This window comes from Rhizobium sp. Root1334, assembly GCF_001426665.1.
GTDB lineage: Bacteria > Pseudomonadota > Alphaproteobacteria > Rhizobiales > Rhizobiaceae > Pararhizobium.
Map to the genome: position 1 here is coordinate 1 of NZ_LMEY01000014.1, position 26,472 is coordinate 26,472.

The 26,472-nt window shown below is 59.1% G+C and carries 24 protein-coding genes and 2 pseudogenes; 18 read left to right on the plus strand and 8 right to left on the minus strand.

Going from position 1 to position 26,472, the window contains the following annotated elements; genetic code table 11:
* Positions 1-44: 44 nt before the first annotated feature.
* From ASD36_RS17415 to ASD36_RS17430, 4 genes and pseudogenes are all read right to left on the minus strand, one after another.
* Positions 45-632 carry a hypothetical protein gene (locus ASD36_RS17415; protein ID WP_060511472.1) on the minus strand — a complete coding sequence of 196 codons (588 nt, stop codon included), beginning with the start codon at positions 630-632 and terminating at the stop codon, positions 45-47.
* A gap of 121 nt (positions 633-753) precedes the next feature.
* Positions 754-1,176, minus strand: a complete 423-nt coding sequence (locus ASD36_RS17420; RefSeq protein ID WP_060511474.1) for a hypothetical protein — start codon at positions 1,174-1,176, stop codon at positions 754-756.
* A 450-nt stretch (positions 1,177-1,626) separates the two neighbouring features.
* Positions 1,627-2,198 (minus strand): annotated as a pseudogene (locus ASD36_RS17425) (conjugal transfer protein TraH); the annotation flags it as partial.
* 15 nt (positions 2,199-2,213) lie between these two features.
* Positions 2,214-3,272: pseudogene (locus tag ASD36_RS17430) on the minus strand (conjugal transfer protein TraB).
* Positions 3,273-3,302: 30 nt separating this feature from the next.
* Here ASD36_RS17430 and ASD36_RS30695 point away from each other — a divergent pair.
* Complete coding sequence (locus ASD36_RS30695; protein WP_156393882.1) at positions 3,303-3,449, plus strand: hypothetical protein; 147 nt, start codon at positions 3,303-3,305, stop codon at positions 3,447-3,449.
* A 128-nt stretch (positions 3,450-3,577) separates the two neighbouring features.
* Here ASD36_RS30695 and ASD36_RS17435 read toward each other — a convergent pair whose 3' ends face one another.
* Positions 3,578-4,534, minus strand: coding sequence for a calcium-binding protein (locus tag ASD36_RS17435; protein WP_060511477.1), 957 nt, complete (start codon positions 4,532-4,534; stop codon positions 3,578-3,580).
* A gap of 140 nt (positions 4,535-4,674) precedes the next feature.
* Between ASD36_RS17435 and ASD36_RS17440 the strand changes: the two genes are divergently transcribed.
* From ASD36_RS17440 to ASD36_RS17470, 7 genes are all read left to right on the plus strand, one after another.
* Positions 4,675-5,025: a PepSY domain-containing protein gene (locus ASD36_RS17440; protein ID WP_060511478.1), complete on the plus strand. Its 351-nt coding sequence runs from the start codon at positions 4,675-4,677 to the stop codon at positions 5,023-5,025.
* On the plus strand, positions 5,025-5,690 hold the full coding sequence (locus tag ASD36_RS17445) for a response regulator transcription factor (protein WP_060511479.1): 666 nt from the start codon (positions 5,025-5,027) through the stop codon (positions 5,688-5,690). Before ASD36_RS17440 ends, ASD36_RS17445 begins: the two co-directional genes overlap by 1 nt.
* On the plus strand, positions 5,687-7,027 hold the full coding sequence (locus tag ASD36_RS17450; RefSeq protein WP_060511480.1) for a HAMP domain-containing sensor histidine kinase: 1,341 nt from the start codon (positions 5,687-5,689) through the stop codon (positions 7,025-7,027). Before ASD36_RS17445 ends, ASD36_RS17450 begins: the two co-directional genes overlap by 4 nt.
* Before the next feature lie 132 nt (positions 7,028-7,159).
* Positions 7,160-8,020: an inositol monophosphatase gene (locus ASD36_RS17455; RefSeq protein WP_060511481.1), complete on the plus strand. Its 861-nt coding sequence runs from the start codon at positions 7,160-7,162 to the stop codon at positions 8,018-8,020.
* Between the two features lie 32 nt (positions 8,021-8,052).
* On the plus strand, positions 8,053-8,652 hold the full coding sequence (locus ASD36_RS17460) for a dual specificity protein phosphatase (RefSeq protein ID WP_060511482.1): 600 nt from the start codon (positions 8,053-8,055) through the stop codon (positions 8,650-8,652).
* A gap of 2 nt (positions 8,653-8,654) precedes the next feature.
* A complete protein-coding gene (locus ASD36_RS17465; protein WP_060511484.1) occupies positions 8,655-10,337 on the plus strand; it encodes a metallophosphoesterase in 1,683 nt (560 codons plus the stop codon).
* Positions 10,338-10,415: 78 nt separating this feature from the next.
* Positions 10,416-12,059: a Na/Pi cotransporter family protein gene (locus tag ASD36_RS17470; RefSeq protein WP_060511486.1), complete on the plus strand. Its 1,644-nt coding sequence runs from the start codon at positions 10,416-10,418 to the stop codon at positions 12,057-12,059.
* On the opposite strand, the gene ASD36_RS17475 is transcribed toward ASD36_RS17470, so the two are convergent.
* Positions 12,056-13,042, minus strand: coding sequence for a LacI family DNA-binding transcriptional regulator (locus ASD36_RS17475; protein WP_060511488.1), 987 nt, complete (start codon positions 13,040-13,042; stop codon positions 12,056-12,058). The genes ASD36_RS17470 and ASD36_RS17475 overlap by 4 nt on opposite strands.
* Positions 13,043-13,569: 527 nt before the next feature.
* On the opposite strand from ASD36_RS17475, the gene ASD36_RS17480 reads away from it, so the two are divergent.
* The 7 genes from ASD36_RS17480 (at position 13,570) to ASD36_RS17510 (ending at position 21,728) form a co-directional block, all read left to right on the plus strand.
* The gene (locus ASD36_RS17480; protein ID WP_060511490.1) at positions 13,570-15,423 is read left to right on the plus strand and encodes an iron ABC transporter permease; all 1,854 of its coding nucleotides are present in this window, start codon (positions 13,570-13,572) and stop codon (positions 15,421-15,423) included.
* The gene (locus tag ASD36_RS17485; RefSeq protein WP_060511492.1) at positions 15,423-16,556 is read left to right on the plus strand and encodes an ABC transporter ATP-binding protein; all 1,134 of its coding nucleotides are present in this window, start codon (positions 15,423-15,425) and stop codon (positions 16,554-16,556) included. Before ASD36_RS17480 ends, ASD36_RS17485 begins: the two co-directional genes overlap by 1 nt.
* 43 nt (positions 16,557-16,599) lie before the next feature.
* On the plus strand, positions 16,600-17,727 hold the full coding sequence (locus tag ASD36_RS17490; protein ID WP_060511495.1) for an ABC transporter substrate-binding protein: 1,128 nt from the start codon (positions 16,600-16,602) through the stop codon (positions 17,725-17,727).
* A gap of 23 nt (positions 17,728-17,750) precedes the next feature.
* On the plus strand, positions 17,751-18,890 hold the full coding sequence (locus ASD36_RS17495) for an ABC transporter substrate-binding protein (RefSeq protein WP_060511497.1): 1,140 nt from the start codon (positions 17,751-17,753) through the stop codon (positions 18,888-18,890).
* A gap of 73 nt (positions 18,891-18,963) precedes the next feature.
* Complete coding sequence (locus ASD36_RS17500) at positions 18,964-20,064, plus strand: ABC transporter substrate-binding protein (protein ID WP_060511499.1); 1,101 nt, start codon at positions 18,964-18,966, stop codon at positions 20,062-20,064.
* 59 nt (positions 20,065-20,123) lie between these two features.
* Entirely contained in the window at positions 20,124-21,041 is a 918-nt protein-coding gene (locus ASD36_RS17505) for an inositol monophosphatase family protein (RefSeq protein WP_060511502.1), read from the plus strand.
* A 60-nt stretch (positions 21,042-21,101) separates the two neighbouring features.
* Entirely contained in the window at positions 21,102-21,728 is a 627-nt protein-coding gene (locus ASD36_RS17510) for a dual specificity protein phosphatase (RefSeq protein ID WP_060511505.1), read from the plus strand.
* A gap of 233 nt (positions 21,729-21,961) precedes the next feature.
* On the opposite strand, the gene ASD36_RS17515 is transcribed toward ASD36_RS17510, so the two are convergent.
* The gene (locus ASD36_RS17515) at positions 21,962-22,633 is read right to left on the minus strand and encodes a phenylalanine--tRNA ligase beta subunit-related protein (RefSeq protein WP_060511562.1); all 672 of its coding nucleotides are present in this window, start codon (positions 22,631-22,633) and stop codon (positions 21,962-21,964) included.
* A gap of 391 nt (positions 22,634-23,024) precedes the next feature.
* Here ASD36_RS17515 and ASD36_RS17520 point away from each other — a divergent pair, with 391 nt between their 5' ends.
* The 3 genes from ASD36_RS17520 to ASD36_RS17530 all read left to right on the plus strand — a co-directional run bounded on the left by ASD36_RS17520 (position 23,025) and on the right by ASD36_RS17530 (position 25,791).
* A complete protein-coding gene (locus ASD36_RS17520; RefSeq protein ID WP_060511506.1) occupies positions 23,025-23,636 on the plus strand; it encodes a TetR/AcrR family transcriptional regulator in 612 nt (203 codons plus the stop codon).
* Positions 23,636-24,496 (plus strand): pyridoxamine 5'-phosphate oxidase family protein, encoded by an 861-nt coding sequence (locus ASD36_RS17525; RefSeq protein WP_060511508.1) that lies wholly within the window; start codon positions 23,636-23,638, stop codon positions 24,494-24,496. Before ASD36_RS17520 ends, ASD36_RS17525 begins: the two co-directional genes overlap by 1 nt.
* 74 nt (positions 24,497-24,570) lie before the next feature.
* A complete protein-coding gene (locus ASD36_RS17530) occupies positions 24,571-25,791 on the plus strand; it encodes an MFS transporter (RefSeq protein WP_060511510.1) in 1,221 nt (406 codons plus the stop codon).
* 193 nt (positions 25,792-25,984) lie between these two features.
* On the opposite strand, the gene ASD36_RS17535 is transcribed toward ASD36_RS17530, so the two are convergent.
* A complete protein-coding gene (locus ASD36_RS17535; protein ID WP_060511512.1) occupies positions 25,985-26,467 on the minus strand; it encodes a Rid family hydrolase in 483 nt (160 codons plus the stop codon).
* Positions 26,468-26,472: the final 5 nt, after the last annotated feature.

A 26,472-nucleotide genomic window follows, 5' to 3' on the forward strand; every position in this document is an offset into this window, starting at 1 on the left:
TATCTGGGACAGAACTTGTAAAACAACCACCGCTGGATTCGAGCTTACGCGCCATCGTAGCGGCCGATCATACGACGCAACTGCGTGTTCTGCTCAAGCAGTTTCGCAGACAGTTTCAATCGAAGACTTTTGATTTCAAGGTCTAGCTCAATAGCTTCGTCARTGGCCGTTTTCTTCGTCGCCACAGGCTGGGCTARSGCTGTCTTGAAAACCACCCGCTTGCCAAGGTTTTCGCGCGCTTGAACCGCTTTCGCCCGTCGCCCGTTTGATTTGTTGGGAACGGTGTCTGTCCCACCGATCCCACCGATAGTCTTCACGGCCGTCACTGGTGCGGGCTGGTCAGGTCCTTCCGGTGCAACGCTATCTGCCGGCTGCGAAGGCACGGGATCGGTTTGCGCCGCCGGTAGGGATTGCTGGGCGTCTGCCCCGATGGAAGCGGGCTGCCGATCTGTTTTGTTCCCGTCAGCGATAGATTGAGGGCGCCCTCCCAATTCCCTTTGCCGTGCGTTGAGCTGCTCGAATAAATCAACCTGCGGGTCAGATGTAGGCGCGGCCTCATCGACCGATGCAACGGTAACATCTGACTTGCGGCGTGATGCAAAGTCTTTGAATAGTTGCCAGGGTGATCTCATCGTAGTCTCCCGACTCGTTTCCTGGCCGATTGTACAGAGCGGGAGACCGGGCTTGCAATGCAAGCCCGGTTTTTAGTCGCCAAGCGGCTTTAGATCGGCGGCTGTTGGCGATCGTCTACGATCAAGCTATCCCGAGCTTTTTACGGAGTTCAGCGTTTTCGGCGCGGAGTTTTTCGGAAAGCTCCTTTCGAAGCTTCTGGTTTTCTTCTTCGAGCTTGAGAAGCTCGGCAAAACCGTCCGTATCAACCGGCGCTGCCTCGGCTTTCGGCGCGCGCTTTGCGGGCTGAGCCTTCGCAACTGTGGCCTTCTTTGCCCGAGCTGGCGCCATTGCGGCCGGCTCTGCTGCAACAGACGCGCTCACCGCCACTGCTTTCTTTGCGGGACCGCGGGTCTTCTTTATCGGCGCGCTTACCGAAGTGTCAGCCACAGCTTCCGCAGCGGCTTTTGGCTTCCGCGGTGCGCGCGTCTTCTTTTCTTTTGCCTTCGAAGCCGCCTCAGCGGACGCAGTGTCGACTGCAGGAGGTAAATTCGTATCATCAGCCATTGGTGGGTCCTTGCGTAGGGAAAATCGTTCACGATCGTTTTAAGTCGCTGTCAATATGCACAGAATATTATTTCGAGTTTATTGACGAGAAATTTCAGAGCGTTTTCGCCCTGCGTGGAGGCTTCTTGGTATCCGTCATCTCACGAACACTTTTTCCCAGACACGGTTGCCTATAGCAGCAACTGATCAGCGGGTGGGCTTGCAATCGAAATCGGGCATYCAAGTACCCCTGCCGGTCCTATTGTCAGTCGCACATCAGATCACCTTCGGTACTGCCACGATCCGGATCGGGTTGTTATTGAATTATTGGTGAAACACTCATTGGRATCCATTAATTCTCGATAAATCGACGCGGGGGTCAGCGCTCGCTGGGTGGTCCCCGTGGCTGGTCACATCTTTCGCGGGGGTGGCCAGCGTAGACGGGGCACCATCGTGGTTCTCAGACTTTANTCGACGCGGGGGTCAGCGCTCGCTGGGTGGTCCCCGTGGCTGGTCACATCTTTCGCGGGGGTGGCCAGCGTAGACGGGGCACCATCGTGGTTCTCAGACTTTATGTTAGCAGCGCCGGTCTCCGGCTTCCCGGGCTCCGGCTCAAGAAACACGGACCTACCCTCGAAATACCCCGTCTGCCAAGCATAGACGGCATCATCAAACGCCTCCGGTGGCTCAGATCCATACCATTTCGTGACGATGCGATAGACCTTCGCGAACAGACCGGTCCCCACACGTATATTTTCGCAGGCGTCAACGAGGTCGACCTTTAGCTCGGAGGCTTCGTTCACACCGATCCCGGCGGGGTATTGCGTAACTCCAACTCTGACGACCGCGTGGCCAACATATGTTGACACGATCGCCATCACCTCCTCGCTCGTCCTTGCAACGGGCACAAGAACGAGCCGATCGCCGGATTTCACGGTAACTGATAGGGGATTCGCGGAACCGGCCTCGGCAATGAACCGTTCGATGATGGCGGGCTTCAGGGCTGGATCCGCGCATTTGGTGATCAAGGCAGGATCAAACATAGATGTTCCAAAGGCTCACGTGTTGAGGGATACGATGATGGGGGTGTTGAACAGAGTTGCCCAGGCGAGTGCACTCGTGCGCTGGATCTGGACGATTGAGGTTCCAGCCGTCCACCAGCCGTTCCCGCTTGCAACGATTACATGAGGCTTATGAAGCATCGACTGCAGGATCGGTCACGTGAGCAGCTGCTCGTAGCAAATCAGAGTGGCAACGCGAGCGCCGGCCACGGCGACGATCGGATTGGCGAAGAAGTTGGCCCGGGCGCCGCCACTTCTTCCCAACCAGGACAGCCATGGTTGCCACATGGACACGGGTACCGGCATGCGCTGGCGATACCCTGGCGATCCACCATCCCTGTTCACTGCGACCATGACGTTGTCGTAACCGGCAGGATCAACCACCGAAGCGCCGGCGAACACCGTAACGCCTCTTCCCTCCAGAGCTGTTCGCCAATATCGTTCCATCGTCGGGGTCCAGAAGCCAAGCGCACTTTCGGGAAGGACCACCACTCGAGCTCCAAGTGCCGCTTCCGCTCGCACTGCCCTGATAAGTAACTGTTGCTGCTCAAGATCAAAACCGCGACCCATTGATTGGCCAAGAAGCGTGTGGACACCCACCCAGCCTTTCGGCGAGGAAGGAGGCACCCAGCTTGCGGCAGACCAGACCCAAAGGCCTCCGAACACTACGACCACGATCGGCCATTGTCTTGTCGTTAGGGCGAGCATGCCGGTCGCGGTCGCAAAAAGACCGATCCAGCTCCAGCCGGGAAACAACACGCCAGCGGCCGTCAATGGGTGCGCCCATCCGACGATGCCGAACGGAGGGAGGATCATCAGGACCGAAGCGATTGCATATGACCTAGATCGATTGGTGGATATCTTCTGGGCCTCCGATCCTCCATGTACACGCAGTCGGCGTCCGCGCGACCCTGATTGGCCCTGTTTAACCTGGGTGAAGATTGAATTGCCGAGTAGCTGAATCTGCGCTTCGAGGGAGGGCGGAGTTGCGGATGGAGGAAGTGGCGCAATGCATTTGTAAAGGGCATTGATGATCTTGGAGAGCGACGCGTCCAACTGCTTCTTCGTCAGATCGGGATGAAGATCATGGGTGTGGGCAAAGCCGATATCGGAAACAATGGGCTTTCATACAACATCCGTATGGCTTTCTGGGCGATCGCGCCGCGCAAGTTAAGCCGTTACTCCGCCACCTTAAATTTTGTCTTCCCCATGGCGGCGCGGCATCGTGTTTGAAGGGCAAGGCGGCGACAAACCTGGCTAGTGATCTGGCCGCTCGCCTACGCCAGTTCGATTAGTCATCCAGACACCAATGCCAAACTCGTTGTCATCGATATCCGCCGCTTCAAAGAACTTGATGATTTTTAGACGAAGAAGAAATCCGACGATTTCAGCTCGGTGAGGGTTGTGTCTTCGAATATCAGGACGGCATTTCTAAAATCGATACGAACGTCTTCACCGCCGTTGATTGCTGTTGCAAACGTCATCATGTCGGAAAAGTTTGAGACGCCAAGGAACTTGGAAAGCTCGACCTTGTCGGTACCGGCGCGGAAATCTTCGATTTCGGTGATACCCGCCGAGAATACAAAAGTGTCGGCGCCGCTGCCGCCTTCCAGTTCGTTGCGACCCGAACCACCGTCAAGCCGGTCATGTCCGGCGCCGCCTTCGAGGTCGTCATTGCCGCTGCCGCCGTAAAGCGCGTCGTTACCGGCGCCGCCGTCCAGTTCGTCGTGGCCGCCGTGGCCGTAAATCGTGTCGTTGCCACCGCCGCCATCGAGCGTGTCGTTGCCAGCCGTGCCGATGAGCTTTTCGTCTCCTGGGGTCGGAAGCGGTTCAGAACCTGCCTTGAAGCCGAAATGCTCGGCTTTCAGAGATTTGATATCAACATCTTCGAGCGTGAGTGTCTTGCCATTGCCGAAAGTAAAAAGAACATCCTCGCCGTCATCGACGATTTTTGCCTTGCTCAGCAGCTCCGAGAAGGAGCCTATGCCGAGAGATTTGTCGAGGCTGATCGTGTCGTCGCGCAGGTTAAAATCACTGATTTCATCGCGGCCGGAGCTATAGACGAAGACATCCTTGCCGCCGCCACCTTCCATCTCATCGTTGCCGGAACCACCGATCAGCGTGTCGTTGCCCCTTCCGCCCTCCAGATCGTCGTGGCCGCTGCCGCCATCGATGTGGTCGTTGCCATCGCCGCCCTCGATTTCGTCATTGCCGCCACGGCCGTAGAGCTTGTCATTGCCGGCAAAACCGTAGATGTCGTCGGCAGAACTCGTGCCCTTCAAATGGTCACCGGCCTTGGTACCCTTCAATCGTGCCATGTGCGTTACTCCTTCTCCATTGTGAAGACGGGCATTGTGTATCTGGCCCGCCAATGGTGAACACCTTGATCGAGCGGGCCTTTCAGCAATCTGACAGCGATCGTCAGCCAATTGTCAGATTGGCGGATGTATGAAAAATCATGTTCACGGAAAAGCGCTCTCACAGCCTGATTATCTGTCTTCTGGCCGCAGTCTTCACCTTGCTGCCATTCAGCGCATCGAGCGATACAGTTCAGGACTTCGAGGACGGAGACGATGTACGTGAACAGTATGAGGCGCGTGAAGCGCTCAGGCAGGGCAAGATCCGCCCGCTCGAAGAGATTGTTGCAGCCGTGCGGGAAAAGTTCGCCGGTGATATCATCGAAATCGAATTTGAAGTTGAAGATGGCCGGTATATCTACGAGATCGAGATCATCCAGCCTTCGGGGCAGATTGTCGAAGTCGAAGTGGATGCCTTGACCAAGAACATTATCGGGAGCGAGGAAGATTAGTGCGTTTGCTGGTCGTTGAGGATGACGCCAGGATTGCGGAGGACATTCGTTCGGTCCTCTCTTCGTCGGGCTATGCCGTGGAACTCGTCCATGACGGCGAAAGTGCCTGGTTCAAGGGCGACACCGAAGATTACAGCCTCGTCGTGCTCGACCTCGGCCTGCCGCGCATGGATGGTGTCACCGTTCTCAAGCAATGGCGCAGCAACGGCCGCCATATGCCGGTGCTTGTCCTGACTGCACGCGGCAGCTGGGCGGAGCGTGTCGAAGGCATCGATGCCGGTGCGGACGACTATCTTCCCAAGCCATTTCAATTCGAAGAGCTCTTGGCACGGGTAAGGGCGCTTATCCGTCGCTCCGTCGGTCACGGCGCGGCGATCATAGAAGTTGGCCCTGTCACCATCGATACGCGCAGCATGCGCGTGAGCCTGGGCGGTATGCCACTGTCGCTGACGGCCTTCGAATATCGCCTGGTCAGCTATCTTGCACATCATCGCGACCGCGTGGTGCCGGCGAGTGAATTGCTGGACCATGTCTATGGCGACGACTTTTCACGCGAGGCAAATGCACTCGAGGCTTTGATTGCCCGTCTTCGAAAGAAACTTGGCCCTGCCACCATCGCCACTCGCCGGGGCTTCGGTTATCTGATCGGTGAAGAAAACGCATGACCCGGCGCTCGCTACGTTTGCGGTTGGCGCTGGCGGGCGCTGCTTCAGCCGGCCTTGCACTCCTGCTTGCATTCTTCAGCCTGTCGCTGTTGTTCGAGCGTCATGTCGAAAGGCGTGTTGCCAACGAGCTTGCCGTTCATCTCGATCAGGTGATTGCAGGTCTGTGGCAGGACGCCGCCGGCCGGATTGATGTCGTTCGCCGGCCCGCTGACCCGCGATTTGATAAACCTCTATCCGGCCTCTATTGGCAAATCGAAGTGCAAGGCGGGCAGCGATTTTCCCGATCCCTTTGGGATACGGCTCTGACAATTCCACCGCAGCCTGATGCGGCCGTGCGGCAGACTGGCGTTAAGGGGCCTGGTAATGCCGACCTTATCGCCCTGTCGCGTAGTGTTGTAACGAATGCGCAGCTCGGCAGTGTTCCGGTTTTGGCAACGGTCGCTGTCGATCGTTCGATCGTCGGCCAGGCCACGTCCGATTTTCGCGAAGATTTGCTTCCTTACCTGGCCCTTCTGGCCCTTCTGCTTTTCGCCGCCAGCCTGGCCCAGATTATCGTCGGGACGAAGCCTCTCGATGAACTGCGCCGACGCATCGCTTTGATCAGGAACGGAAGTGCTGACAGGCTGGGAAACGGCTTCCCCGACGAAGTGCAGCCGTTGACAGCGGAAGTCGACGGGCTGCTGCAGTATCGCGAGGAGCAATTGCTGCGCGCCCGGGAGCGGGCAGCAGAACTTGCTCATGGCTTTAAGACACCTCTTCAAGTTCTTGCGGGCGATGTGGAGCGGCTCAAGGCGGCGGGGCAAATGGATATGGCGCGAGACATCGACGCTGTAATCAAGTCCATGCGACGGCTGGTTGACCATGAAATGGCGCGGGCGAGAATCGCCGATAGCAGCCATCACGCCAGCTCCAATCTGGCCAAGGTAATCGCCAGTGTCATCGCCGTTGTCCAGCGTGCGCCCGCCGGCCAGAACATCGAGTGGATCGTCGTTGTTCCCGTAAATCTGAAGGTGCGGATCGATCCTGACGATCTGGCTGAACTCATCGGCAATCTCTGCGAAAACGCGGCCCGCTATGGCAGAGAAGAAGTCTCCATCCATGCGAAGCCCAACGGGGCGATGGTGGAGATTGACATTCGCGACGATGGTCCCGGAATTCCGGAAACGCTTCTGCCTTACGTGCTTCGGCGCGGCGGCCGTCTGGATACGACAAGCGGGGGAGCTGGCCTCGGACTTTCAATCAGCGAAAGCATCGTTCAGGCCGCAGGCGGCACGATCACTCTTGAGAACGCGGGACCGGGGCTCAGGGCTTCCATCCGATTGCCCGGGATAGCGTAGTGGTGGTTTAGTTCAATGCGGAATTTTGGGCTCCGCCGAGTGAGCGGATAGCGTCCATCAATCTAGCTTGAAAAGATTGAACGCGTGTGCAATATGAACACGTGTTCAACGCGCTATCTACGGTTAGAGTCCATGGAATCAAAGTCCTACCCAGACACATTGGAAGCTCGTGCCGACCTTTGCCGCGACGTCATTCGCTCTGCCGGAGAGCTGGTATTGAACGGGTTTCACGGCGAGGCAACGCGCAACTATTCGATGAAGGGCCCCCAGGATTTCCTGACGGTCACGGATGCTGCTTCCGAAGCGCATATTCGAGATGCGCTTTCAGCGCATTTTCCGAATGACAGCTTTTTCGGGGAAGAGGGTGGTGGCGATATTGCCGAGCGGGTCTGGGTCGTCGATCCGGTCGATGGAACAGCCAATTTTGCCCGTGGCATCCCGCATTTTTGTATTTCCATCGCCTATGTCGAAAATGGCCGCACCGAAATCGGAGCCATCTACAATCCTGCCCTCGATGAACTCCATTTCGCCCGCCGCGGCGAAGGCGCAACGCGCAATGGGCTGCCGATCAAGGTCGCTGAGACAAAGCGCTTCGATGCGGCCTCCATCGAAATGGGATGGTCGACCCGCGTGCCGAACGCCACCTATCTCGATGTCGTCAAGAATCTGCTCGATATGGGCACCAATGTCCGCCGCGCGGGGTCTGGCGCTTTGGCGCTCGCTTATGTCGCCGATGGCCGCTCGGATGGTTATATCGAGTTGCACATGAATTCCTGGGATTGCCTCGCAGGCCTGCTACTTGTCAGCGAAGCTGGTGGGGACGTCTGCCCGTTCCTCGATATCGGCAGCTTGAAGGATGGCGGGCCGGTGCTCGCCGCCGCCGCGGGCGTCGCGCGGGGTGTCAGCAAGGCTTCGAATATTCCGCTCGCCGCATCGCAAGTGCAGGACTTGCAGTTGGCAACGTCGGCCTGGTTTCTGAAGACGAGCCTGTGAAGGGCGCGCCGCGTGCGTGCGAAGGAGTAGACATGGATGGACCCGTTTATAGCCGGCCTGCAATCAGCCTGATTGGCGAAGGCCTTGGCCCCCATGGCGCAGCGCTTTACATCGGTGGCAGCGATGGTGCACGCGATCTTGGGCTTCTGCGCCAGCACGGTATTACCACGGTGGTCAATTGCGCGGTCAATCTCGATATCAATTTTGTGCCGGGGGCAGGGGAAGAGGGCGATCTGCGGGCAAGCGGCTACGGCGACATTCGGTATTACAAGCTCGGCCTGATCGATGGAGAAGGCAGCCCGGACACGATGATGCTTGGCGCCTATTATATTCTCGATGGCGCGCTGCGGCAGACGATGCCGAAGCGGGAAACCTATCCCTTTCCGGACGGCGGCAACGTGCTGGTCAACTGCCGGAGCGGTCGCAGCCGGTCCGTCTCGCTGGTGGCGCTTTTTCTGCACAAGCAGCAGCCGCATCTATACCCCACTTTGGACGATGCAGTCGCCGTGATCCGCGAAAAGCGGGAATTGCGGCCGGATGAATGGTTCGAAACGCCAAAACCGATGCTCTATGCCGCCGCCCGTCGCGCTTCTGAATGGATTGACATCATCGAAGGCAGGAAGCAGCTGTAATCATGCTGACACGCAATCTCCCGTCAGTCGCTGTCATCGCCGACGCTCATTTCCATGACACGGCCGCCGATTTCGGCTTTCCCGGCATCGAGATCGATGGCCAGCGCATAACCATGCGCAGTTGGTCGGACACCCGCCAGTCTACCCGCGTCTTCAACGAAAGTGCCGATGCGCTGCATGCGGCGCTCGACGAGGTGCAACGCCGGGGTATCCGCCATGTCGTGCTGCTCGGCGACTATACCGACGATGGGCAGCGGGCCACCACCGGAATGCTGAAAAGCATCCTGCAGCGCCACAGCGATAAGTATGGCACCGGCTTCTACGCGCTGCCTGGCAACCACGATATCTTCGGCCCGCGCGGTCGGCACCATATCAAGGAATTCCTGGCGGAGGACGGTAGCGGCCTTTCCGTTTCCAGCGATGCCCGCCTTGCTGGTGAGCGTGTCGTTATCAACGGTGGCATGTATTGCGAAGGCTATCCCGCGGGCCTTAGCCCCATGGCCGCCTTCGGTTATTTTCGTCGCCCGGATTATGTGCACTGGGAAACACCTTTTGGCGGATCTTCTGCGCCGGAAGATCGTCTCTACGTTGTTCGCTCGCCGGATGGCAGGAATGTCTACCAGTTGATGGACGCTTCGTATCTCGTCGAGCCTGAAGCCGGGCTCTGGTTGCTGATGATCGACGCCAACATCTTCGAGCCACTCGACGGCCTTTTCGAAACGGGAGATGAGGCTGCCTTCACCGACAGTACGTCGGGCGGCTGGAATGCTCTTTTGCGCAGCAAGCCCTTCATCATCGACTGGATTGCCGATGTCAGCCGCAGGGCGCAGGCCCTTGGTAAGACGCTGCTTGCCTTCTCTCACTATCCCGCCCTTGATCCCTTTGACGGAGCAACCCGTGCCGAAGGCGCGCTGTTTGGTGAAACCAATGGTGTGCGCCGGACGCCGCGCAAGGCGGTTGAAGATGCCTTGCTGCAGGCGGGACTCGCCGTCCATTTTAGCGGGCATCTGCATGTCGAAGGCGTCACGCGGCGCGAAGCTGCGGATCGATCGTTGACCAATATCGCCGTGCCATCGCTTGTCGCCTTCCCACCCGCGTTCAAGGTCCTTCATCCATCGCAGGATGCGATCGCGATCGAAACCGTGGAAATGTCCGCATTGCCGGTCAACGGCCAAATCAGTGCCGGATATGCGCGGGAAACTGCGTTTGCCGGTGAGGGGATGGACCCTGCCTTCACGGCCGGCAACTACGGCATCTTCCTGCGCTGCCACAAGCGCGCGCTGGTCCGGCATCGCTATTTCCTGAAAGAATGGCCGGCCGACATCGTGGCAGTGCTCCAGGATCGCACCGTTGCGGAGGTCCTTGGCTCGTTCAGCAGAAAACCCGGGCCGCCGGCCGACGCAGTTCTGTCTGCCGCTCTGCCGATGCTGGATTTGATCGCCGACTGGTACTGCCTTCGCCAGGGAGCAGCGTTGGCATTGCCACATATCGAGCCCGAAAGGCTCGTCCTGTATCGCGCACTGGCGGAGCGCTTCGGCCACGAACCTGAGGATCACGACGGCACCCTTGAGGGCTTTCTTGGCATTTTCTTCGGCGCACTCGGGCTGTTTCTCGACCGCGCCGAACGCGGGTCGCGGAGGATAACGGTAGACCTTGCACCGCGGCACGAACTGCTCGCGGTATGACCGCGGACCGCCTTCCGACGGGCGAGGCCGTCCATGAATTGCGTATCTGCGACCCCCGACAGCAAGCGAGGTGATCTGATGGAATCGATTGTTATCAGCCTCAATCTCTTCGGCGCCGTTGCACTGCTGCTGTTTGGGCTTGGCCAGATCAAGGAGGGCATGACGCGTGCCTTTGGCGCCAAGCTACGCATCGGGTTGGCCGCCGGCACACGTGGCGGGCTCCGCTCCTTCATCGCCGGCTTCATCGCAACGGTCGCCCTGCAGAGTTCCACGGCAACAGCCTTGATGGTGGCCTCTTTCGTCGAGAAGGATCTGATCGTTCCTGCCATGGCGCAAATCGTATTGCTTGGTGCCAATGTCGGCACGGCAACAACGGCGTGGATCGTTGCTCTTGGCCTCGGTTGGCTTTCGCCGATGTTGATCCTTGCCGGTGTCATTCTTTCGCGCACCAAGTCGGCACCGCGACAGGGGGCGGGTGCCGCTCTCGTCGGCGTCGGCATGATGCTGCTTTCGCTGCACCTACTTTCCGCTGCGACCGATCCCATACGGCAATCCCCGGCGCTCAGCCTGTTCATCACCATGCTCGGCAATGCCTGGCCCGTCGCGCTGATCTTCTCGGCGGTTCTCGCAGTCCTGGCATCCTCAAGCCTTGCCATCGTCGTTCTGATCCTGTCGCTCGCGGCAAACGGCAGCATTGATACCAGTCTGGTCATCGTGCTGGTTCTCGGTGCCAATCTTGGAGGCGCTATTCCGCCCGTGCTGGCAACGTTGAAGGCGCCGGTTTCTGCCCGCCGGGTCACTCTCGGCAACCTCATCGTACGGGCGATCGGCTGTGTTGCGGCCCTTCCACTCGCCGGTTATGGCGCCGGGCTGCTGGAAATGTCGCCTTTCTCGCACACCAATTTCGCTGTTGATGCGCATCTGCTTTTCAATGTCGCCGTTGCCATCATCGCCTGGCCGCTATCGCCGCTGCTTTTTCGCGCAACCACGGTCCTTCTTCCGGAGAAGAAGGAAGACGATGGCGATCGTAGCTATCTCGACAGTCATGATCTCGACCGGCCGGTCGCAGCCCTGGCTGGGGCAAGCCGTGAGGTCATGCTGGTGGGCGATTTGATCGAGCGCATGCTGGTACAGGCCAGTGAGGCCATGCGCCACAGCGATCTGTCCAAGCTCGCCGGCATCAGCGCGCTGGAGGGACGGGTGGACCACATCCAGCATGGGATCAAGGTCTATGTCTCGAAGGTCGGTCAGGACGGGTTAAGCGGCAAGGACCATCGCCGCGCCATGGATATCGTCGAATATGCCATCAATCTCGAGCATATCGGCGATATCATCGAGAAGGGTATTCGCCCGGAAATTGCCAAGAAGATCAATCTCGGCCTGCAATTCTCCGGCGACGGCAAGAATGAGCTCGAGCAGCTTTTCACCATCACGCTCGACAATATCCGCATGGCGCAAACGGTATTCGCGACCCAGAATGCCGACCTTGCGCGCCGGTTGGTTGAAGTGAAGGAAGATGTGCGCCGGCTGGAAAAGCAATCCGCCGAACGGCACCTGCAGCGCCTTCGCGACGGCCGGGCCGACAGCATTCAGACGAGTTCCGTGCATCTCGACATGCTGCGCGATTTGAAGCGGATCAATGCCCATATCGCCTCGGTCGCCCACCCAATCCTGGACCAGAGCGGCCTTCTGAGCGAAAGCCGGATCAAGCAGGCGCTTTAACGGGCGGTAATGCGCTCGACCAAGGCGACAGGCACGATTTGGAGCCGGGTTTCCGGCTCGTCGCTTGCAAGCGCCGTCAATACCTTCTCGGTCAAGGCGTCGACAGACTGCCTGACCGTCGTCAATTGATAGCTCTTCCAACCGGCCTGTGGAATGTCGTCAAAGCCGACAATCGACAGGTCTTCCGGCACGCGACGGCCCATTTCCAGCCGGGCAGCATCTATAAAGCCCAGTGCAAGCAGATCCGTCACGCAGAATGCGCCATCAATTGCTTTGTCGCCCAACAGGTCGCACCCCGCCTGATAGCCACTTTCATAACTTGTCGGGCCGTCGAACCAGGAAACGACTTCGGCACCTTCCATGGCCATACGCTTGCTGAAGGCCGTCGCTCGCCGCACTTGTGCCGGTGTCTGGCTTGCGCTGGATATTACCGCGACTTTTTGGCACCGAGCCTCGATCAGCCGCATTGCGGCGAGATCGGCACCATGGGAATCGTCACTCAGCACCATATTTGTATCCGTGCGGTCGAGCCTCTGATTGATCAGGATGAGCCGGACGCCATTGGCCATGCACTCGTCGATAATCGATGCTGGCGGCTCGCCGGAAAGGACCACGATCGCCTGCGCACGGAATTCGAAGAGAAGCTCGATGAGCGGTGCAATATCCTTGCGGGCGTCGGCTGCATTCAGCAAAAGACATTGCAGCCCGCGCCGCAGGAGGCCGAGGCTCAGCAGATCAAGCTGCTTGGAAATGAAGGGCGAGCTGAGATTTGTCCCGACAACGCCAATCAAGTTCGACCGGTCGTTGTTCAGCCCCTGCGCCAGACGATTGACGCGGTAGCCCAAGTCACGGGCAGCTTTTAGGACCTTGCGCCGAACCGACTGGGAGACGCTACCGCCGGGGGTGAATGTGCGCGAAACAGCCGAGCGCGAAACACCGGCCTTCTTGGCCACTTCCTCGGCCGTTACGAAGCCTCTTGCCATGCACGTCCCCAATTCAAATCAAGTGCCTGATATTACAGGCCACATTGTATTGGTTTTTCCAACCTAAAAATTTGCGCCGATGCAGAGTCGGAGCAGCGAGACACGCGCAATCCACCGTCGATGAACGTGCATCCGGCTTCAGGCGATTGCGACACATCGTTTGCGAAGAGGCACACGTTCGCAGAGCGAGCGAAACTTTGTGCAAAACACACAAAAATAATCACATAAAATCAAATAGATAAACTAATGACCGCGTGTGCATTTTTTCGTTGACAAAACGGCGATGTCGATAGATCATGTATTCCAAGGTGATCCAAAGAACGGAATATTTATTCCATTTTTCTGAAGAAACGATGCCTCTGGGAGGAGCCGCATCATCGCCGTCAAGCAGGCCCGGCCTGATGCTGGAGGATTGAAACCATTGCCCGCGCCTAAGCGCATCGTGTCAGCCCGTCACGGGAGAACGCGACGTATTTGAAGGTATCTGCCGGAGGGCAGGGGCAATGCTGTGGTTGCGAGGGAATATAATGGCACTTCTAAGTGAAACAGCGAAGGTGGAGGGTCTGGTTCGAAAGCCGGTCGCCACGCCTTCGGCATGGCAGGTCTGGCGATACCGCTTAAAGGTTGCGCTGCGCGAACCGACGACACTCGTCGGCGTCCTGACGGCTCTCATCTTTACCTATCTGATCGTTGTTCCGATCATCTCGATCGTTCTCGACGCAGTGCGCGTGCAATTCGGGCATGAGCGGCGTCTCGGCAAGGATGTCGGCGATCTCACGCTTTACTACATCGACCGGGCGTTCTTCTCACCGGTCGCGCACGACCTCTTCTGGCGGCCGCTGTTCAACACCCTCACCGTAGCGCTCGGGGCCATCTCGCTGTCCCTTGTTATCGGCACCGTGCTTGCCTGGCTGATCAGCCGTACGGATATGTTCGGCCGACGCTGGTTCGCAACGGCCCTGATCGTGCCTTACATGCTGCCCGCCTGGACGTTTGCGCTGGCCTGGACGACGCTGTTCAAGAACCGCACGATCGGCGGCCAGCCCGGCTGGTTCGAGGCCATGGGCTTGACGCCGCCGGACTGGGTCGCCTATGGCCGCTTTCCGATCACCATCATTCTGGCGCTGCATTACACGCCTTTCGTCATCCTGCTGTTCGGCTCGGCGCTCCGCCGCTTCGATTCACAACTGGAGGACTCCGCTCGAATCCTCGGCGCTCACCGCTACCAGGTTGCCATCCAGATCATCATGCCGCTGATGCGTCCGGCGCTTTTGTCTTCGATGGTGCTGATTTTCGCAAAATGCCTTGGCGAATTCGGCGTTCCCTATGTACTCGGCCTTCCGGTCAAGTTCGAAGTCCTCTCGACCTCGCTGTTCCGCAGCATTGCATCCCGCCAGACCGGTGTTGCCGGGGTTGTGGCCGCATCGATCATGCTGATCGGCATTATCACACTGATGATTGACGCACGGCTGGTGCGCGAAGCCCGCCGCTTTGTCACCATTGGTTCAAAGGGCTCGATGAACAGGCAGAGCCGCCTCGGCAAGATGCGCCTCCCGGCGACCGGCTTTGCAGCAACGGTCTTCATTCTCTCCGTCGGCCTGCCGCTTCTGACGCTTGCCCTGTCTACCGTGATGAAGATGCCGGCGAAATTCACGCTCGACAATTTCACCCTCGACTACTGGATCGGCACCGACCTTCATACCGTGGCGCTGCAGACAGGGATCCTGCTCAGCCCCGAGCTATGGGCTGCAGCCAAGAACACGATGATGATCGTCGGCCTTGCGTCCCTTGTGTCCGGCGTCCTCGGCCTGCTCGTCGGCTATGTCGTCATCCGCACACCCGTCCGCGCCCTGTCGGTCTATCTGCGCCAGGTCACATTCCTGCCCTATCTGGTTCCCGGGATTGCCTTTGCAGCGGCCTATCTTTCGCTGTTTGCAGTGCCGCGCGGCCCGATGCCGGCTCTCTATGGTACCGTGACCATCCTTATTCTGGCTCTCATCGCCGACCAGATGCCTTACGCTTCACGTGCAGGCATCTCCGCTATGACCCAGCTCGGCAAGGATCCGGAAGAAGCAGCTCAGATCGCTGGTGCCGGCTGGTTCCGCCGCATGATCTCCATCGTCATTCCGATCCAGAAGGGATCGCTGGTGACAGGCGTGCTCTTGCCGTTCATCTCGGGCATCAAGGGGCTCAGCCTCTTCGTGATCCTGGCTGTGCCGAGCACGGACGTGCTGACCACCTATTCCCTGCGGCTGGTCGATTATCACTATACGCAAGCCGCAAATGCCGTGGTGCTGATCATCGCTGCCATCGCCTATTTCGGCACGCTGTTGGCCCAGAAGTTGACCCGTACAAATCTTGCAGAAGGACTTGGAAGCTGATGCCTACCATCAACTTGCGCGGTGCGCAGAAGAACTACGGTGTAAACTCCGCCAACGCGGTTTCCGACCTCGACCTTGAAATCCGCGACGGCGAATTCATGTGCCTGCTTGGCCCGTCCGGCTGCGGCAAGACCACGACGCTGCGCATGATCGCCGGCCTCGAAAACCTTTCCGGTGGCGAAATCCGCGTCGGAGACCGGGTCATCGATTCCGTTGCCGACGGAATCTTCATCCCGCCGGAAAGGCGCGAAATGGGGCTCGTCTTCCAGAGTTACGCGCTGTGGCCCCACCTGACGATCGAACGCAACACCGATTTCGGTCTGCGCCTGCGCAAGCTGCCGAAGGCCGAACGTGAAGCGCGCGTCGAGCGCGTCATGCAGGCACTCGACATCGCCAAATACCGCGACCGCTATCCGTCGCAGCTTTCGGGCGGGCAGCAGCAGCGCGTGGCGCTCGCCCGTATGCTCGCCGTCAATCCCGGTGTGCTTTTGCTCGATGAACCGCTGTCCAATCTGGACGCGCGGCTGCGGCTGGAAATGCGGGCCGAGTTGAAGCGGCTGCACAAGGAGTTCAAGACGACGATCGTTTTCGTCACCCATGATCAGTGGGAAGCCATGACGCTGGCGACGACGATTGCCGTCATGAACGAGGGCACGCTGCAGCAGATGGGTACGCCCAACGATATCTACGACCGCCCGGCCAACCGTTTCGTCGCGGAATTCGTCGGCAGTCCGCCGATCAACATCCTGACGTTTGGAAAACCTGGCGCCTCCGATATCGCCGACAAGGCCGAGGCCTATTTCGCGGCCCGCTATCCGCAGCTGCGCGGCATCGGCTCCATCGGCATGCGGCCGGAAGCCATGGGTTATGCGGCCAAGCTCGAGGACGTGCCGCAGGGCAGCTTCTCCGGCGAAATGACAGTGACCGGCGTGCTGCCAACGGGGGGCAGCTGGATTCTCGAATTGAGGAGCGAGAACCATACGCTGTTCCTGACCACGCATGCGCTGCCGCGCGTCGATAGCGGCGATCGCGTGTTTTTCCATGTTCCGGCCGAAGCCCTTCATGTTTTCGATGCGGACGGTCAGCGCATCACTGAAGCCGACGCGCTGCTAAGGAGCAGTACCTACAACTAAGATCACCAGGAAACGGACATATGCTTGCTGAAGGAGGAGCAGTATGAAGCGTAAAATGACAGGCGGCAGGAACACCCTGCTATGTGCAACGGCGATCTTAACCTTGCTTGCCGGTGCGGCGAAGGCGGAGGAGCCTTTCGATCTCAATGCGCTGATCGAGGCAGCCAAGCAGGAAAAGCCGATCACGGTCTATGACAGCACCGGCAAGATCGTCGAAATGGCTGAGAATTTCGCCAAGAAATATGGCGTCGGGGCCGAAGGCTCGAAGGTCAAGGCAACGGCCCAGCTTGAGATGATCATTCGCGAAGCGCGCGCCAACAACATCCAGGGCGACGTGTCGATCATCAGCGATGCACCGGCGGCCATGGCCCAGCTGATCCCGCAGGGGTTTGCCGAAAGCTGGCTGCCGCCGGATCTCGCCAAGACCATTCCCGCCGAGTACCAGGACCCGCTGACGGTCGTCACCAGCGCCAATGTCTGGGCCTACAACACCGAACTCTTCGACAAATGCCCCGTTGCCAATATCTGGGAGCTGACGGAGCCGAAGTGGAAGGGCAAGGTCGCCATGCAGGATCCGCTCGGCAAAGCGTCCTATGTCGACTGGTTCAACCAGATGGCCAAGCATGGCGACGACAAGGTCGCGGGCGCCTACAAGGATTTTTATGGCAAGGACCTCCAGACCGGAGAGACGAGCGCCACCGCGGCCTGGATCAAGGCGCTCGCCGCCAACGCGCCGCTGCTTACAGATGCCGATGCCGCGGCAGCCGAAGCCGTCGGTGTTCCCGGTCAGAAAGAGGCCTTCATGGGCCTGATCAGTTCGGCGAAATTCCGCGACAATGCCGACAAGGGCATGAAGCTCGGTCTTTGCAAGGACCTGAAGCCATGGCTTGGCTGGCTCTATCCCGGCGTTGGCTTGATCACCAAGGGCACCAACAGCCCGAACGCGGCAAAGCTGTTCATCCACTACGTGATGACCGAAGAGGGCATCGCACCGCAGGCGATCGACGGCAAGATGTCAACCAATACCGAGGTCAAGCCGCCTGCCGACGAGCCGTCCGGTATCGGCGCCGTTCTCGACCAGGTCCTGCCCTACAGCATGGCGACCAGCCTCGATGACTGGGATCAGCGCGAGACCTGGCAGGACTTCTGGCGGTTGAACTATCAGAAATAACGGCAGATCAGGGAGCAGTCACCATGACCCAAACCATGCAGGCAAACCAGCGGAGGCGGCGAGCAGCCGCCTCCGCACTGGCCCTCATTCTTACAACGGCGATCGGCGGCGCAGCGCATGCCGAAGAGGCTTTCAATCTCGACGCCCTCATCGATGCAGCGAAGAAGGAACCACCGATCACCGTCTATGCCGTGACCGGTAAGATCGTCGACACGGCCGAGGCCTTCACCGCCAAATACGGCGTGCAAGCCAGTGGCAAGAAGGTCAACGAGGCGACTCAGGTCGAATTGATGATCCGCGAGTATCAGGCCGGCAACATCGTCGGTGATGTCAGCGTCGCAACCGATGTTGCTTCGGCCATGGGTGAGCTTCTGCCGGAAGGCATCGCCACCAGCTGGACGCCTGGCGACCTGGCAACCGACATTCCGGAAAAGCTGCGTAGCCCGCTCGTCGTCGTCTCCGATCCGCATGTGTGGACCTACAACACCGAGAAATACGACAAATGCCCGGTCACCAACATCTGGCAGCTGACGGAGCCGCAGTGGAAGGGCAAGCTTGCCATGCTCGACCTCTTCGACAAGCCGCTCTACGCGGATTGGTTCAACCAGATTGAAACACATCATGATGCGGATGTGGCCAAGGCGTACGAAGATCTCTACGGCAAGGCGCTGGCGACGGACGAAAAGAGTGCGACAGCAGCCTGGGTGAAGGCCTTTGCCGAAAACGCACCGCTGCTTTCGGATTCAAGCACTGTCGCGGAAGCCGCCGGTGCACCGGGACAGGCAGAGCCATTCTTCGTCATCACGTCAACGGCGAAGTATCGCGACAACGAGGCCAAGGGGCTGAAGCTCGGGCTTTGCGATGGTGTAAAACCTTTTTCCGGCTTTCTATATCCCGGTTTCGGCCTGATGGCCGCCCAGACGAAAAGCCCCAACGCAGCCAAGCTTTTCTTGCGCTACCTGATGACCGAAGAGGGCATCGCGCCACAGACAATCGATGGCAAGATCTCCGGCAATTCCAAGATCGGCCTGCCGGCCAACGAAGCTTCGGGCGTCGCCAAGCATCTCGACGAGTTGATGGCCTTCGATGCCGCGACCGCTGCAGACGATCTCGACAAGCGTGAGAGCTGGCAGGATTTCTGGCGTGTAAACTACAAGAAATAAACCGGAGGCAGGTCCAAGCCTGCCTTCACTTTCCTTGGGAGGGGAAACGATGAGAAAAAGCACATACGCGACGATGACGGCGATCGCCGCCATTCTGACGGCGGGGATTTCCACCGTCCCGGCTGCGGCGGACGACGCCTTCGATCTCGACGCTCTTGTTGCTGCGGCAAAGCAGGAAAAGCCGATCAATATCTATGACAGCACCGGCAAGATCGTCGAGATGGCCGAGAATTTCAGCACCAAATACGGGCTGAAGGCGACGGGCATGAAGGTTTCGGCCAATAGCCAGCTGGAAATGATCATCCGCGAAAGCCAGGCGGACAATGTCCAGGGCGATGTCGTGCTGATCACCGACGCACCAGCCGCACTGGCGCAGCTGCTGCCGGAAAACTTCGTCGAGAACTACCTGCCCGGCAACATGACCTCGAAGATCCCGGCTCAGTTCCAGAATCCGCTGGCGATCTCCACCAACGCCAATGTCTGGGCCTATAATACAGAAGCCTACGACAAATGCCCCGTTTCCAATATCTGGGAACTGACCGAGCCGAAATGGAAGGGCAAGGTCGCCATGGTCGACCCGCTGACCAAAGGCAATTACACCGACTGGTTCAATCAGCTCGAAACGCACAGCACCGACAAGGTGGCCGCAGCCTACAAGGCGCATTTCGGCAAGGACCTCGAAACAAGCGAAAAGAGCGCGGCCGCGGCCTGGATCAAGGCGCTGGCACAGAACGCACCGCTGGCAACGGATGGTGACGATCCGGTTGCCGAAGCCGTTGGCGTTGCCGGCCAGAAAGAGCCCTTCATTGGCCTGCTCAGCTCCGCCAAGTTCCGCGACAATGCGGACAAGGGGTACAAGCTCGGCATCTGCACTGATCTCGATCCCTGGGTTGGCTGGAGCTACATCAAGCTTGGCCTGATCGCTTCAAAGACAAAGAGCCCGAACACCGCCAAGCTCTTCATCCACTATATCCTGACCGAAGAAGGCATCGCGCCACAGATGAAGGACGGCAAGCTGCCGACCAGCACCGACATCAAGATGCCGGCCGACGAGCCGTCAGGCCTGATGAAGGTCGCCGGCAAGCTGCTTGGCTACGATTCATCCACCGGCCTCGACGATTTCGATCGCCGCGAAGAGTGGCAGGATTTCTGGCGCGTAAATTACACCAAGTGACCCCCTTGCCGGCGCGTCCTCCACCGCGCCGGCCTTTTTATCGAACGAGCAGACTGGACATGCCGATGCCAAGCCCTTCCTCAACCGAACCGAAATCCGTAACCGGGGAGGCGCTTTCCCGCTCGACGCATTTGATGGAAATCGCGAAGTCGGCAGCCCTTGCCGTGCGCGATCCGCTGCTTGAGGCGTTCCGCTCGGATATGGCTGTCGACTACAAGGTCGATCTCCATGACATCGTCACCATCCACGACAAGCGCGCCGAAGCGACCATCCGGGCTTTTATCCTTGAGCATGAACCCAATTCGGCAATCATGGGCGAAGAAGGTGGCCAGATCGGCACCGGCGAAATCCAGTGGTATGTCGATCCTATCGACGGAACGGCGAATTTTGCCCGCGGCCTTGCCTTCTGGTGCATTTCGATTGCAGCCGTCATCGACGGTGAGGTCGTTGCCGGCGCGATCTACGATCCGGTCGCTGACCTGATGTTTGCTGCCGATCTCAAGGCCTCCTATGTCAACGACAAGAGATTGCGTTCCTGCGCAAATCCGGAGGAGACCCGTGCCACGCTGATCACCGGCTATCCGGTGTCGCGTGATTTTCGGCTTGATGGCCGTGAGGTGGCGCTCACCAATCTCGGCGCGCTGGTCGAGACCTTCTCGACAGTGCGGCGGCCGGGAAGCGCAGCCCTCAGCCTCGCCCATGTCGCCGCCGGCTGGACGGATGCGGCCACCGGCTTCGGCGTCAATGCCTGGGATGTGGCGGCGGCCACACTTATCCTCAGGAACGCGGGCGGACGTTACGAACCATTAACGCTTGGCAAGGTGGCGGAGGATTCCGCCGACTTTCTCTGCCCGGGCTATATCGCAACGGGGGAGGGGGCAAACTATCCGACACTTGAACGGGTCGCCCGCTCCATTTCCGTAGGCCGGATCGCAAAGGCTGCGGCACAGCGGGACCAGACTGCGGCTCGCGCTTGAGCAGGCCCTAAACACCAGAGACTTGAAAGGCAGCCACATCGGCGCCGACGGAGATATGACATGCAACAGCTGGAACGGGATATCGCCCAACCACCGGAATCGCAAGAACTGCCGAAGCTCAGCCTCATCTACGAACGCCACCCGCTGTACGGCGTCGATCTGTTCATCTCCGGCAAGGAGGGTGCAAGCGACCTTAATCTCCTGCGCAGCAAGGGCATCACTACGGTTGTCAATTGCGCCGTCAATCTCGACTTCAATTTCGTCGAGCAGCCACAGGTCGTCTCAGATCATGAGGGCAGTGTCTATGGGCCGGGCGAGATCCGCTATTTCAAGATCGGTCTGATCGACGGCGAGGGCAATCCAGAAACCCAGATGGTCGCGGCCCATTATATCTTGCGCGCTGCACTCGAGCAGGTACTCCCGGAAAAGCCCTCCTATCCGAGGCGCGAACGCGGCAGCGTGCTGATCAATTGCCGCGGCGGCCGCTCCCGCTCCGTTGCCGTTGTTGCGCTCTTTCTGCACCTGACTGTGCCACAGGAATTCCCAACGCTCGACGATGCGATAGCCTTTGTTCGCCTCAAGCGCGAACTGCCAGAAAACGAATGGTACAAGGCGCCTAAGCCCGTTCTGGCCAACGCCGCCCGCCGGGCAGCCGCCTGGGTCACCATGATTGACGCTGCCCAGTGAAAGGCAGGCGGCGTTGGCGCCCAAAGGCAATATCCTGAAGCTTCGGAGAAATCCTGAAAACAAATAAGTACCGGCGTTTTATCGCCGCCCTGACGGGTGATCGTGCCAGCCGATTGACGGAATTCCTCTCACTTTCTCCCATCGCCCCTTGTCAGGCGATGGCTGTTTTGGAGTCGTTGTCAGACGCCAGCATCCAGTTTTCAAGGGTGCCCTAACGGCCTGAAATCCGATGTTCACCCTGTCGGAAACTTGATGATCCGGCCAAGCGGCCAGGCGTCCGGCAAGGCGTGTTCGAGCGCTGCCTTTAACCGCATCAGGTCCTCCGCCGCGCCATCGTGAAGCGCCTCCGCGACGATCAGGACCGATGCCGTTTGCGGCCGTATGATAGAGCGGCCGCTCTGACGATTCGACCAGCGGCGTGCATGCGCATGGCCCGCATGGTCTGCGAAAATCACTTCGCCCGCTTCCGGCGTCTCGGTCTCCCCGGAGAAGGTCTGATAAACTTCGGTTCCTTCGGCTTGGCGGACTTCGAGGTGAGTGTGCACCCTTGCCGTATCGAAGAGCGCGATGGGGGTGGCGAAAGCGACGGATATCGCATTGCAGATATCGACAAGGGGATGGATGGCGGGAAGGCTTTGTTCCTTTCTCAACCGGCGAAGCAGTGCTTCTGCGGCGCACCTATATTGTGTCGGCTTCAAGCCCATCTTGGCGAATGTACGCCGCCATGCCTGGATTTCCGGGAATTCGCTCTCTGATCCTGTCGCGAGCCGGACATTGGCGATGCGGGTGAACTCTCGCACTGGCCCGGAGACATCTGCCTCTGTGGTGACGCCATCGAAAAGTATTGCCTGCGAGGCCAACTCCGGAAATCGATGTTTGATGGCGGTGGAGTAACCGAAGGTGATCAAGGGCGTTCCTTTCTTCATGCGGGGTTCCGGTGATTGCAGCTCGAAGACGCGCCAGTCTTGAACAAAATTGCAGCGTCCAAAGCGTTGCGCCCGTTCAAGACGGATGAACGGCGACAAGGTCGCTGTCCCGTTCAGAGAGTTTCCGGCGCCATCACTGCTCCGCCAAGAATCTTGCGGGTTGCAAGGAAATCCGGGGGGCACGGTATGAGCCACCTCCCCACACACATTCTTCATGGCTGGCTGCTTCGTGTTTTATTCCCGGCCCATTCGATCCTCCACCCGTTGGAGTGTTCAAAATCGCGCAGCGGCATGTGATTGTCTCTTTACAATATACATACGAATGTATATTTTTTAAGTGTATACCGAATTAACGAGCTGCGGAGCGACCATGAAGACGATCGACAAGCGGAAAGAGCGTGGTGATCGCGCCAGAGCGAACATACTCCACCATGCAATTCAGATCGCCTCCGTCGAAGGGTTGGAAGGGCTGACATTTGGGCGGGTTGCGGCGGATGCCGGGGTGGCAAAGGGCAATATCCAGGTCCTTTTTGGTGATAAAGAAGCCCTGCAACTGGCGACGATCGAAAATGGCGTTGCCCTCTACACCGAAACAGTTGTTGCGCCGGCGATGGCGAAGCCGACGGCGGTCGAGCGCCTGATCGCGCTCGTCGAGGGATGGTACACATTCGTGGAGCACAGGACGCTCCCCGGCGGCTGCCTGGTCCATGCGCTCAGCTCTGAATACCGGACGCGCCCAGGAGATATCCGTGACCGTGTGGAGCACCATCGAGCCGAAGCGAGACAGCGCATCATCGATTTGTCGAACGAGGCGATGCGGGTTGGAGAACTTAAAGCCGGCACTGACATCGAGCAGCTGGCGTTTGAGCTGACGTCCCACCAGGCATCGGCCAATGTGGCAGCACTGATGGGGGAAGCTGCGCAATTCGAACTGGCGCGCCGTGCGTCCAAACAGCGGCTTGAGGCGGCACGGAGAGTGTAATGAACAGCGATCCATTTCACGCTGGGGAGCGAGAGCTCCAGAGCCTGGTCGCCTCGCGCGAACGGCTTGCAGGTTCGCGCGCGATTCAAACAAGTTTGCCACCAGCGTTTCAAGCCTTCCTGGAAGAGTTGAACTACATTGTCCTGGCCGTGCCAGATCGTGCCGGCCGCCTTTGGGCGACGATGGGTTTTGGCGCAGCGGGTTTCGTTCGCGCGATAGATGCGATGCAGGTCCATGTTGGAGCGTTGCCCGATCCTGCCGACCCGGCGGCGGCGGGCATTGTTCAAGGCGCCCCGATTGCCATCCTCGCAATCGATCTCCTGACCCGTCGCCGTATAAGGGTCAATGGCACCATCACGTCCGTTAGAGACAGTGGATTTGTCGTCAACGTGCGGCAAGCGTTCGGCAACTGTCCGCAGTTCATTCGTGCCAGGACGGTGGAACGCGTGTCCGCTACGATGGAAGCTGCGATTGACATCCGTGTGATCGAGCGTGTCGTCGCCGACGCAGACACGTTTTTCATCGCGACCCGCGCCCCGTCCGGCACGGGTAGCGACATGGATGTCTCCCATCGCGGTGGTCCATCCGGCTTTGTCCGATGGGACGGCGACGGCCTGATCTGGCCCGAATACCGGGGTAATTTCTACTTCAGCACGCTGGGCAATCTTCTGCTTGATCCGGCCTGTGGTTTGCTGTTTCCGGACTTTGGTTCCGGGGAAATGCTCATGCTGACCGGACATGCCGCTCTGGAAGGGTTCGATGGGAGCATGACGCGTTCTCCGGAAGGCCTTCCAACGAATGGGCTGGTGCGCTTCAAGCCGGACATCTTAGTGAGCCGTGCTGCGCAACTGCGCCTGTAACCCACTCTACCCGCAACTGTTGAATCAATAACTTGGCGCCGGTGCTGATATCGCCGCGCCGGAAAGGTCCCATTATGCTCAGTTCCACGGTGCAAACGCCAGATGAGGCCGAACGGCCGCCGGGCAAAAATCAATGGCTGCCGGTTTTAATGCTTGCCTTCGGTGTCTTTGTTGTTGGAACCGGTGAGTTTGTTCTGGCGGGCCTCCTGCCGCTCCTCAGCAGTTCTCTTGATATTTCACCGTCTGTCGCTGGCCAGGTCATCACAATCTTCGCGCTGACCTGCGCGCTTGCCGGCCCGTTCCTGACAACAGCCACCGGAAGATGGGAGCGCAGAACCGTTTTGGTCAGCGCGGCATTGGTCTATCTCGCAGGAAGCGTCTGGACCGCGCTCGCACCATCTTATGGGCAGGTTCTGATCGGCCAGGTTATCGCGGCGCTCGGTGTCGGATTGTTTGTTCCGACCGCGACGGTCACTGCGGCCGCCATGGTCTCACCCGCGCATCGGGGCAAAGCCATCGCCCTGGTGGTCAGCGGCTTTACCGCAGCTACGGCTTTGGGAGCGCCACTGGGCACGGCTTTCGGCGGCATGTTCGGCTGGCGGTCGACCATGTGGCTTGCAACCGGACTGGCGGCGGTGGGTGTCATCGGTATCTTTTTCCTTATCCCGACAAGAACACCCGTCGCGACAACGACCGGATTGCGCCAGCAATTGCGGCTCCTGCTTGAGCCGCAAATCGTTGCGGTCCTTGGCGTAACTCTGCTGGCCTTCACTGCGGTTTATATGCCGTACACCTACATGGGCATTATCTTTGAGACGGCCACGCAAGGGAACAGTTTCTACCTTGCAGGCCTGATGACGACCCTTGGTGTGGTCGGCACTGCCGGGAACCTGGGCGCCGGGATGCTCGCAGATCGCATCGGCGGGCCAAGGGTTGTGACCATTGCCTTGCTTTGGTTGATCATCAGCATGCTGGGCTTGCCGCTGGCGACAGGAAACATGGCGGGAGCCTTGGCAATGATCGCCGTCTATGGGGTTGCTGCTTTTGCGATTACGACGCCGCAGCAACACCGGCTGATCTCACTGAAACCAGAAGCCGCCGGTGTTCTCATTTCGCTCAACCAGGCAATTCTCTACCTTGCCATCGCGCTGTCTGGTTCAATCGGCGGCCTCGGAATCGCGTGGCTGGGCGCGGGGAATCTTGGCTTTGTGGCGGCCATCCTGGCGACCGTAGCGTTGTTGTTGTCGACATCGATGAAATCAGGGAACCGCGGCGCCATGAATGCCAGCCTCTGAAGGCGGCCGCCGCGATGATGGGGAGCGCAGAGTTTAATGAACCCCGCGCCGCCGATGCACATTTTGGCCGAATTTGGGACTGGCTCGTCAGTGGTTCAACGACGGAATACCGGTCTTCGCTGATGCCGGCCTGCTATGTTGGCCGAACCTGTCGTCAGCGGCCGAGGCCCGCAGCTGCGAGATCTTCGATGCGCTAAATTCCGGCGCGCAGCGACAAGGGCGCAAACGCTGTCGCCTTGATTTCCACCAACCCGCCTTCCGGGTTCAGATCTGCGACCGCCAGTTCGACACAGGCCGGATAGGGAGCGGGAAAGAATTCGTCCCGGACAGCTGCAATCGCTGCAAGTTGCCCCGCTTTGTCCAGTATCAGCCGATCGCTGCCGAACACATGGAACATCTGCAGCTCCACCACATCGTCCATGCGCGCCTGGCATGCGTGAAGAAGCTGCTCCATCAATATGAAGGCACGACGCAGTTCATGGCGAAAACCCTCGGCGTCCATCGGTGCCGACAAGCCGTTGCTTGCGACGACACCGGACAGAAAGACAAAATCACCAGCGCGGCGGGCGGGGGCATAGTGAAACTGCTCGACGTCATCTTTGAGGACCGCAGGCACTACAACTTTGCCCGTCGAGGTGACATGGTCGTGAACAGCGTTGTTCGTTTGATGTTCCATGGGTT

Bases quoted from the DNA above. Each gene is read 5' to 3' on its own strand.
- ASD36_RS17420 (WP_060511474.1), bottom strand. From the start codon at position 1,176: ATGGCTGATGATACGAATTTACCTCCTGCAGTCGACACTGCGTCCGCT.
- ASD36_RS30695 (WP_156393882.1), top strand. From the start codon at position 3,303: ATGGGTGTGGGCAAAGCCGATATCGGAAACAATGGGCTTTCATACAAC.
- ASD36_RS17435 (WP_060511477.1), bottom strand. From the start codon at position 4,534: ATGGCACGATTGAAGGGTACCAAGGCCGGTGACCATTTGAAGGGCACG.
- ASD36_RS17440 (WP_060511478.1), top strand. From the start codon at position 4,675: ATGTTCACGGAAAAGCGCTCTCACAGCCTGATTATCTGTCTTCTGGCC.
- ASD36_RS17450 (WP_060511480.1), top strand. From the start codon at position 5,687: ATGACCCGGCGCTCGCTACGTTTGCGGTTGGCGCTGGCGGGCGCTGCT.
- ASD36_RS17455 (WP_060511481.1), top strand. From the start codon at position 7,160: ATGGAATCAAAGTCCTACCCAGACACATTGGAAGCTCGTGCCGACCTT.
- ASD36_RS17460 (WP_060511482.1), top strand. From the start codon at position 8,053: ATGGATGGACCCGTTTATAGCCGGCCTGCAATCAGCCTGATTGGCGAA.
- ASD36_RS17465 (WP_060511484.1), top strand. From the start codon at position 8,655: ATGCTGACACGCAATCTCCCGTCAGTCGCTGTCATCGCCGACGCTCAT.
- ASD36_RS17470 (WP_060511486.1), top strand. From the start codon at position 10,416: ATGGAATCGATTGTTATCAGCCTCAATCTCTTCGGCGCCGTTGCACTG.
- ASD36_RS17475 (WP_060511488.1), bottom strand. From the start codon at position 13,042: ATGGCAAGAGGCTTCGTAACGGCCGAGGAAGTGGCCAAGAAGGCCGGT.
- ASD36_RS17480 (WP_060511490.1), top strand. From the start codon at position 13,570: ATGGCACTTCTAAGTGAAACAGCGAAGGTGGAGGGTCTGGTTCGAAAG.
- ASD36_RS17485 (WP_060511492.1), top strand. From the start codon at position 15,423: ATGCCTACCATCAACTTGCGCGGTGCGCAGAAGAACTACGGTGTAAAC.
- ASD36_RS17490 (WP_060511495.1), top strand. From the start codon at position 16,600: ATGAAGCGTAAAATGACAGGCGGCAGGAACACCCTGCTATGTGCAACG.
- ASD36_RS17495 (WP_060511497.1), top strand. From the start codon at position 17,751: ATGACCCAAACCATGCAGGCAAACCAGCGGAGGCGGCGAGCAGCCGCC.
- ASD36_RS17500 (WP_060511499.1), top strand. From the start codon at position 18,964: ATGACGGCGATCGCCGCCATTCTGACGGCGGGGATTTCCACCGTCCCG.
- ASD36_RS17505 (WP_060511502.1), top strand. From the start codon at position 20,124: ATGCCGATGCCAAGCCCTTCCTCAACCGAACCGAAATCCGTAACCGGG.
- ASD36_RS17510 (WP_060511505.1), top strand. From the start codon at position 21,102: ATGCAACAGCTGGAACGGGATATCGCCCAACCACCGGAATCGCAAGAA.
- ASD36_RS17520 (WP_060511506.1), top strand. From the start codon at position 23,025: ATGAAGACGATCGACAAGCGGAAAGAGCGTGGTGATCGCGCCAGAGCG.
- ASD36_RS17525 (WP_060511508.1), top strand. From the start codon at position 23,636: ATGAACAGCGATCCATTTCACGCTGGGGAGCGAGAGCTCCAGAGCCTG.
- ASD36_RS17530 (WP_060511510.1), top strand. From the start codon at position 24,571: ATGCTCAGTTCCACGGTGCAAACGCCAGATGAGGCCGAACGGCCGCCG.
- ASD36_RS17535 (WP_060511512.1), bottom strand. From the start codon at position 26,467: ATGGAACATCAAACGAACAACGCTGTTCACGACCATGTCACCTCGACG.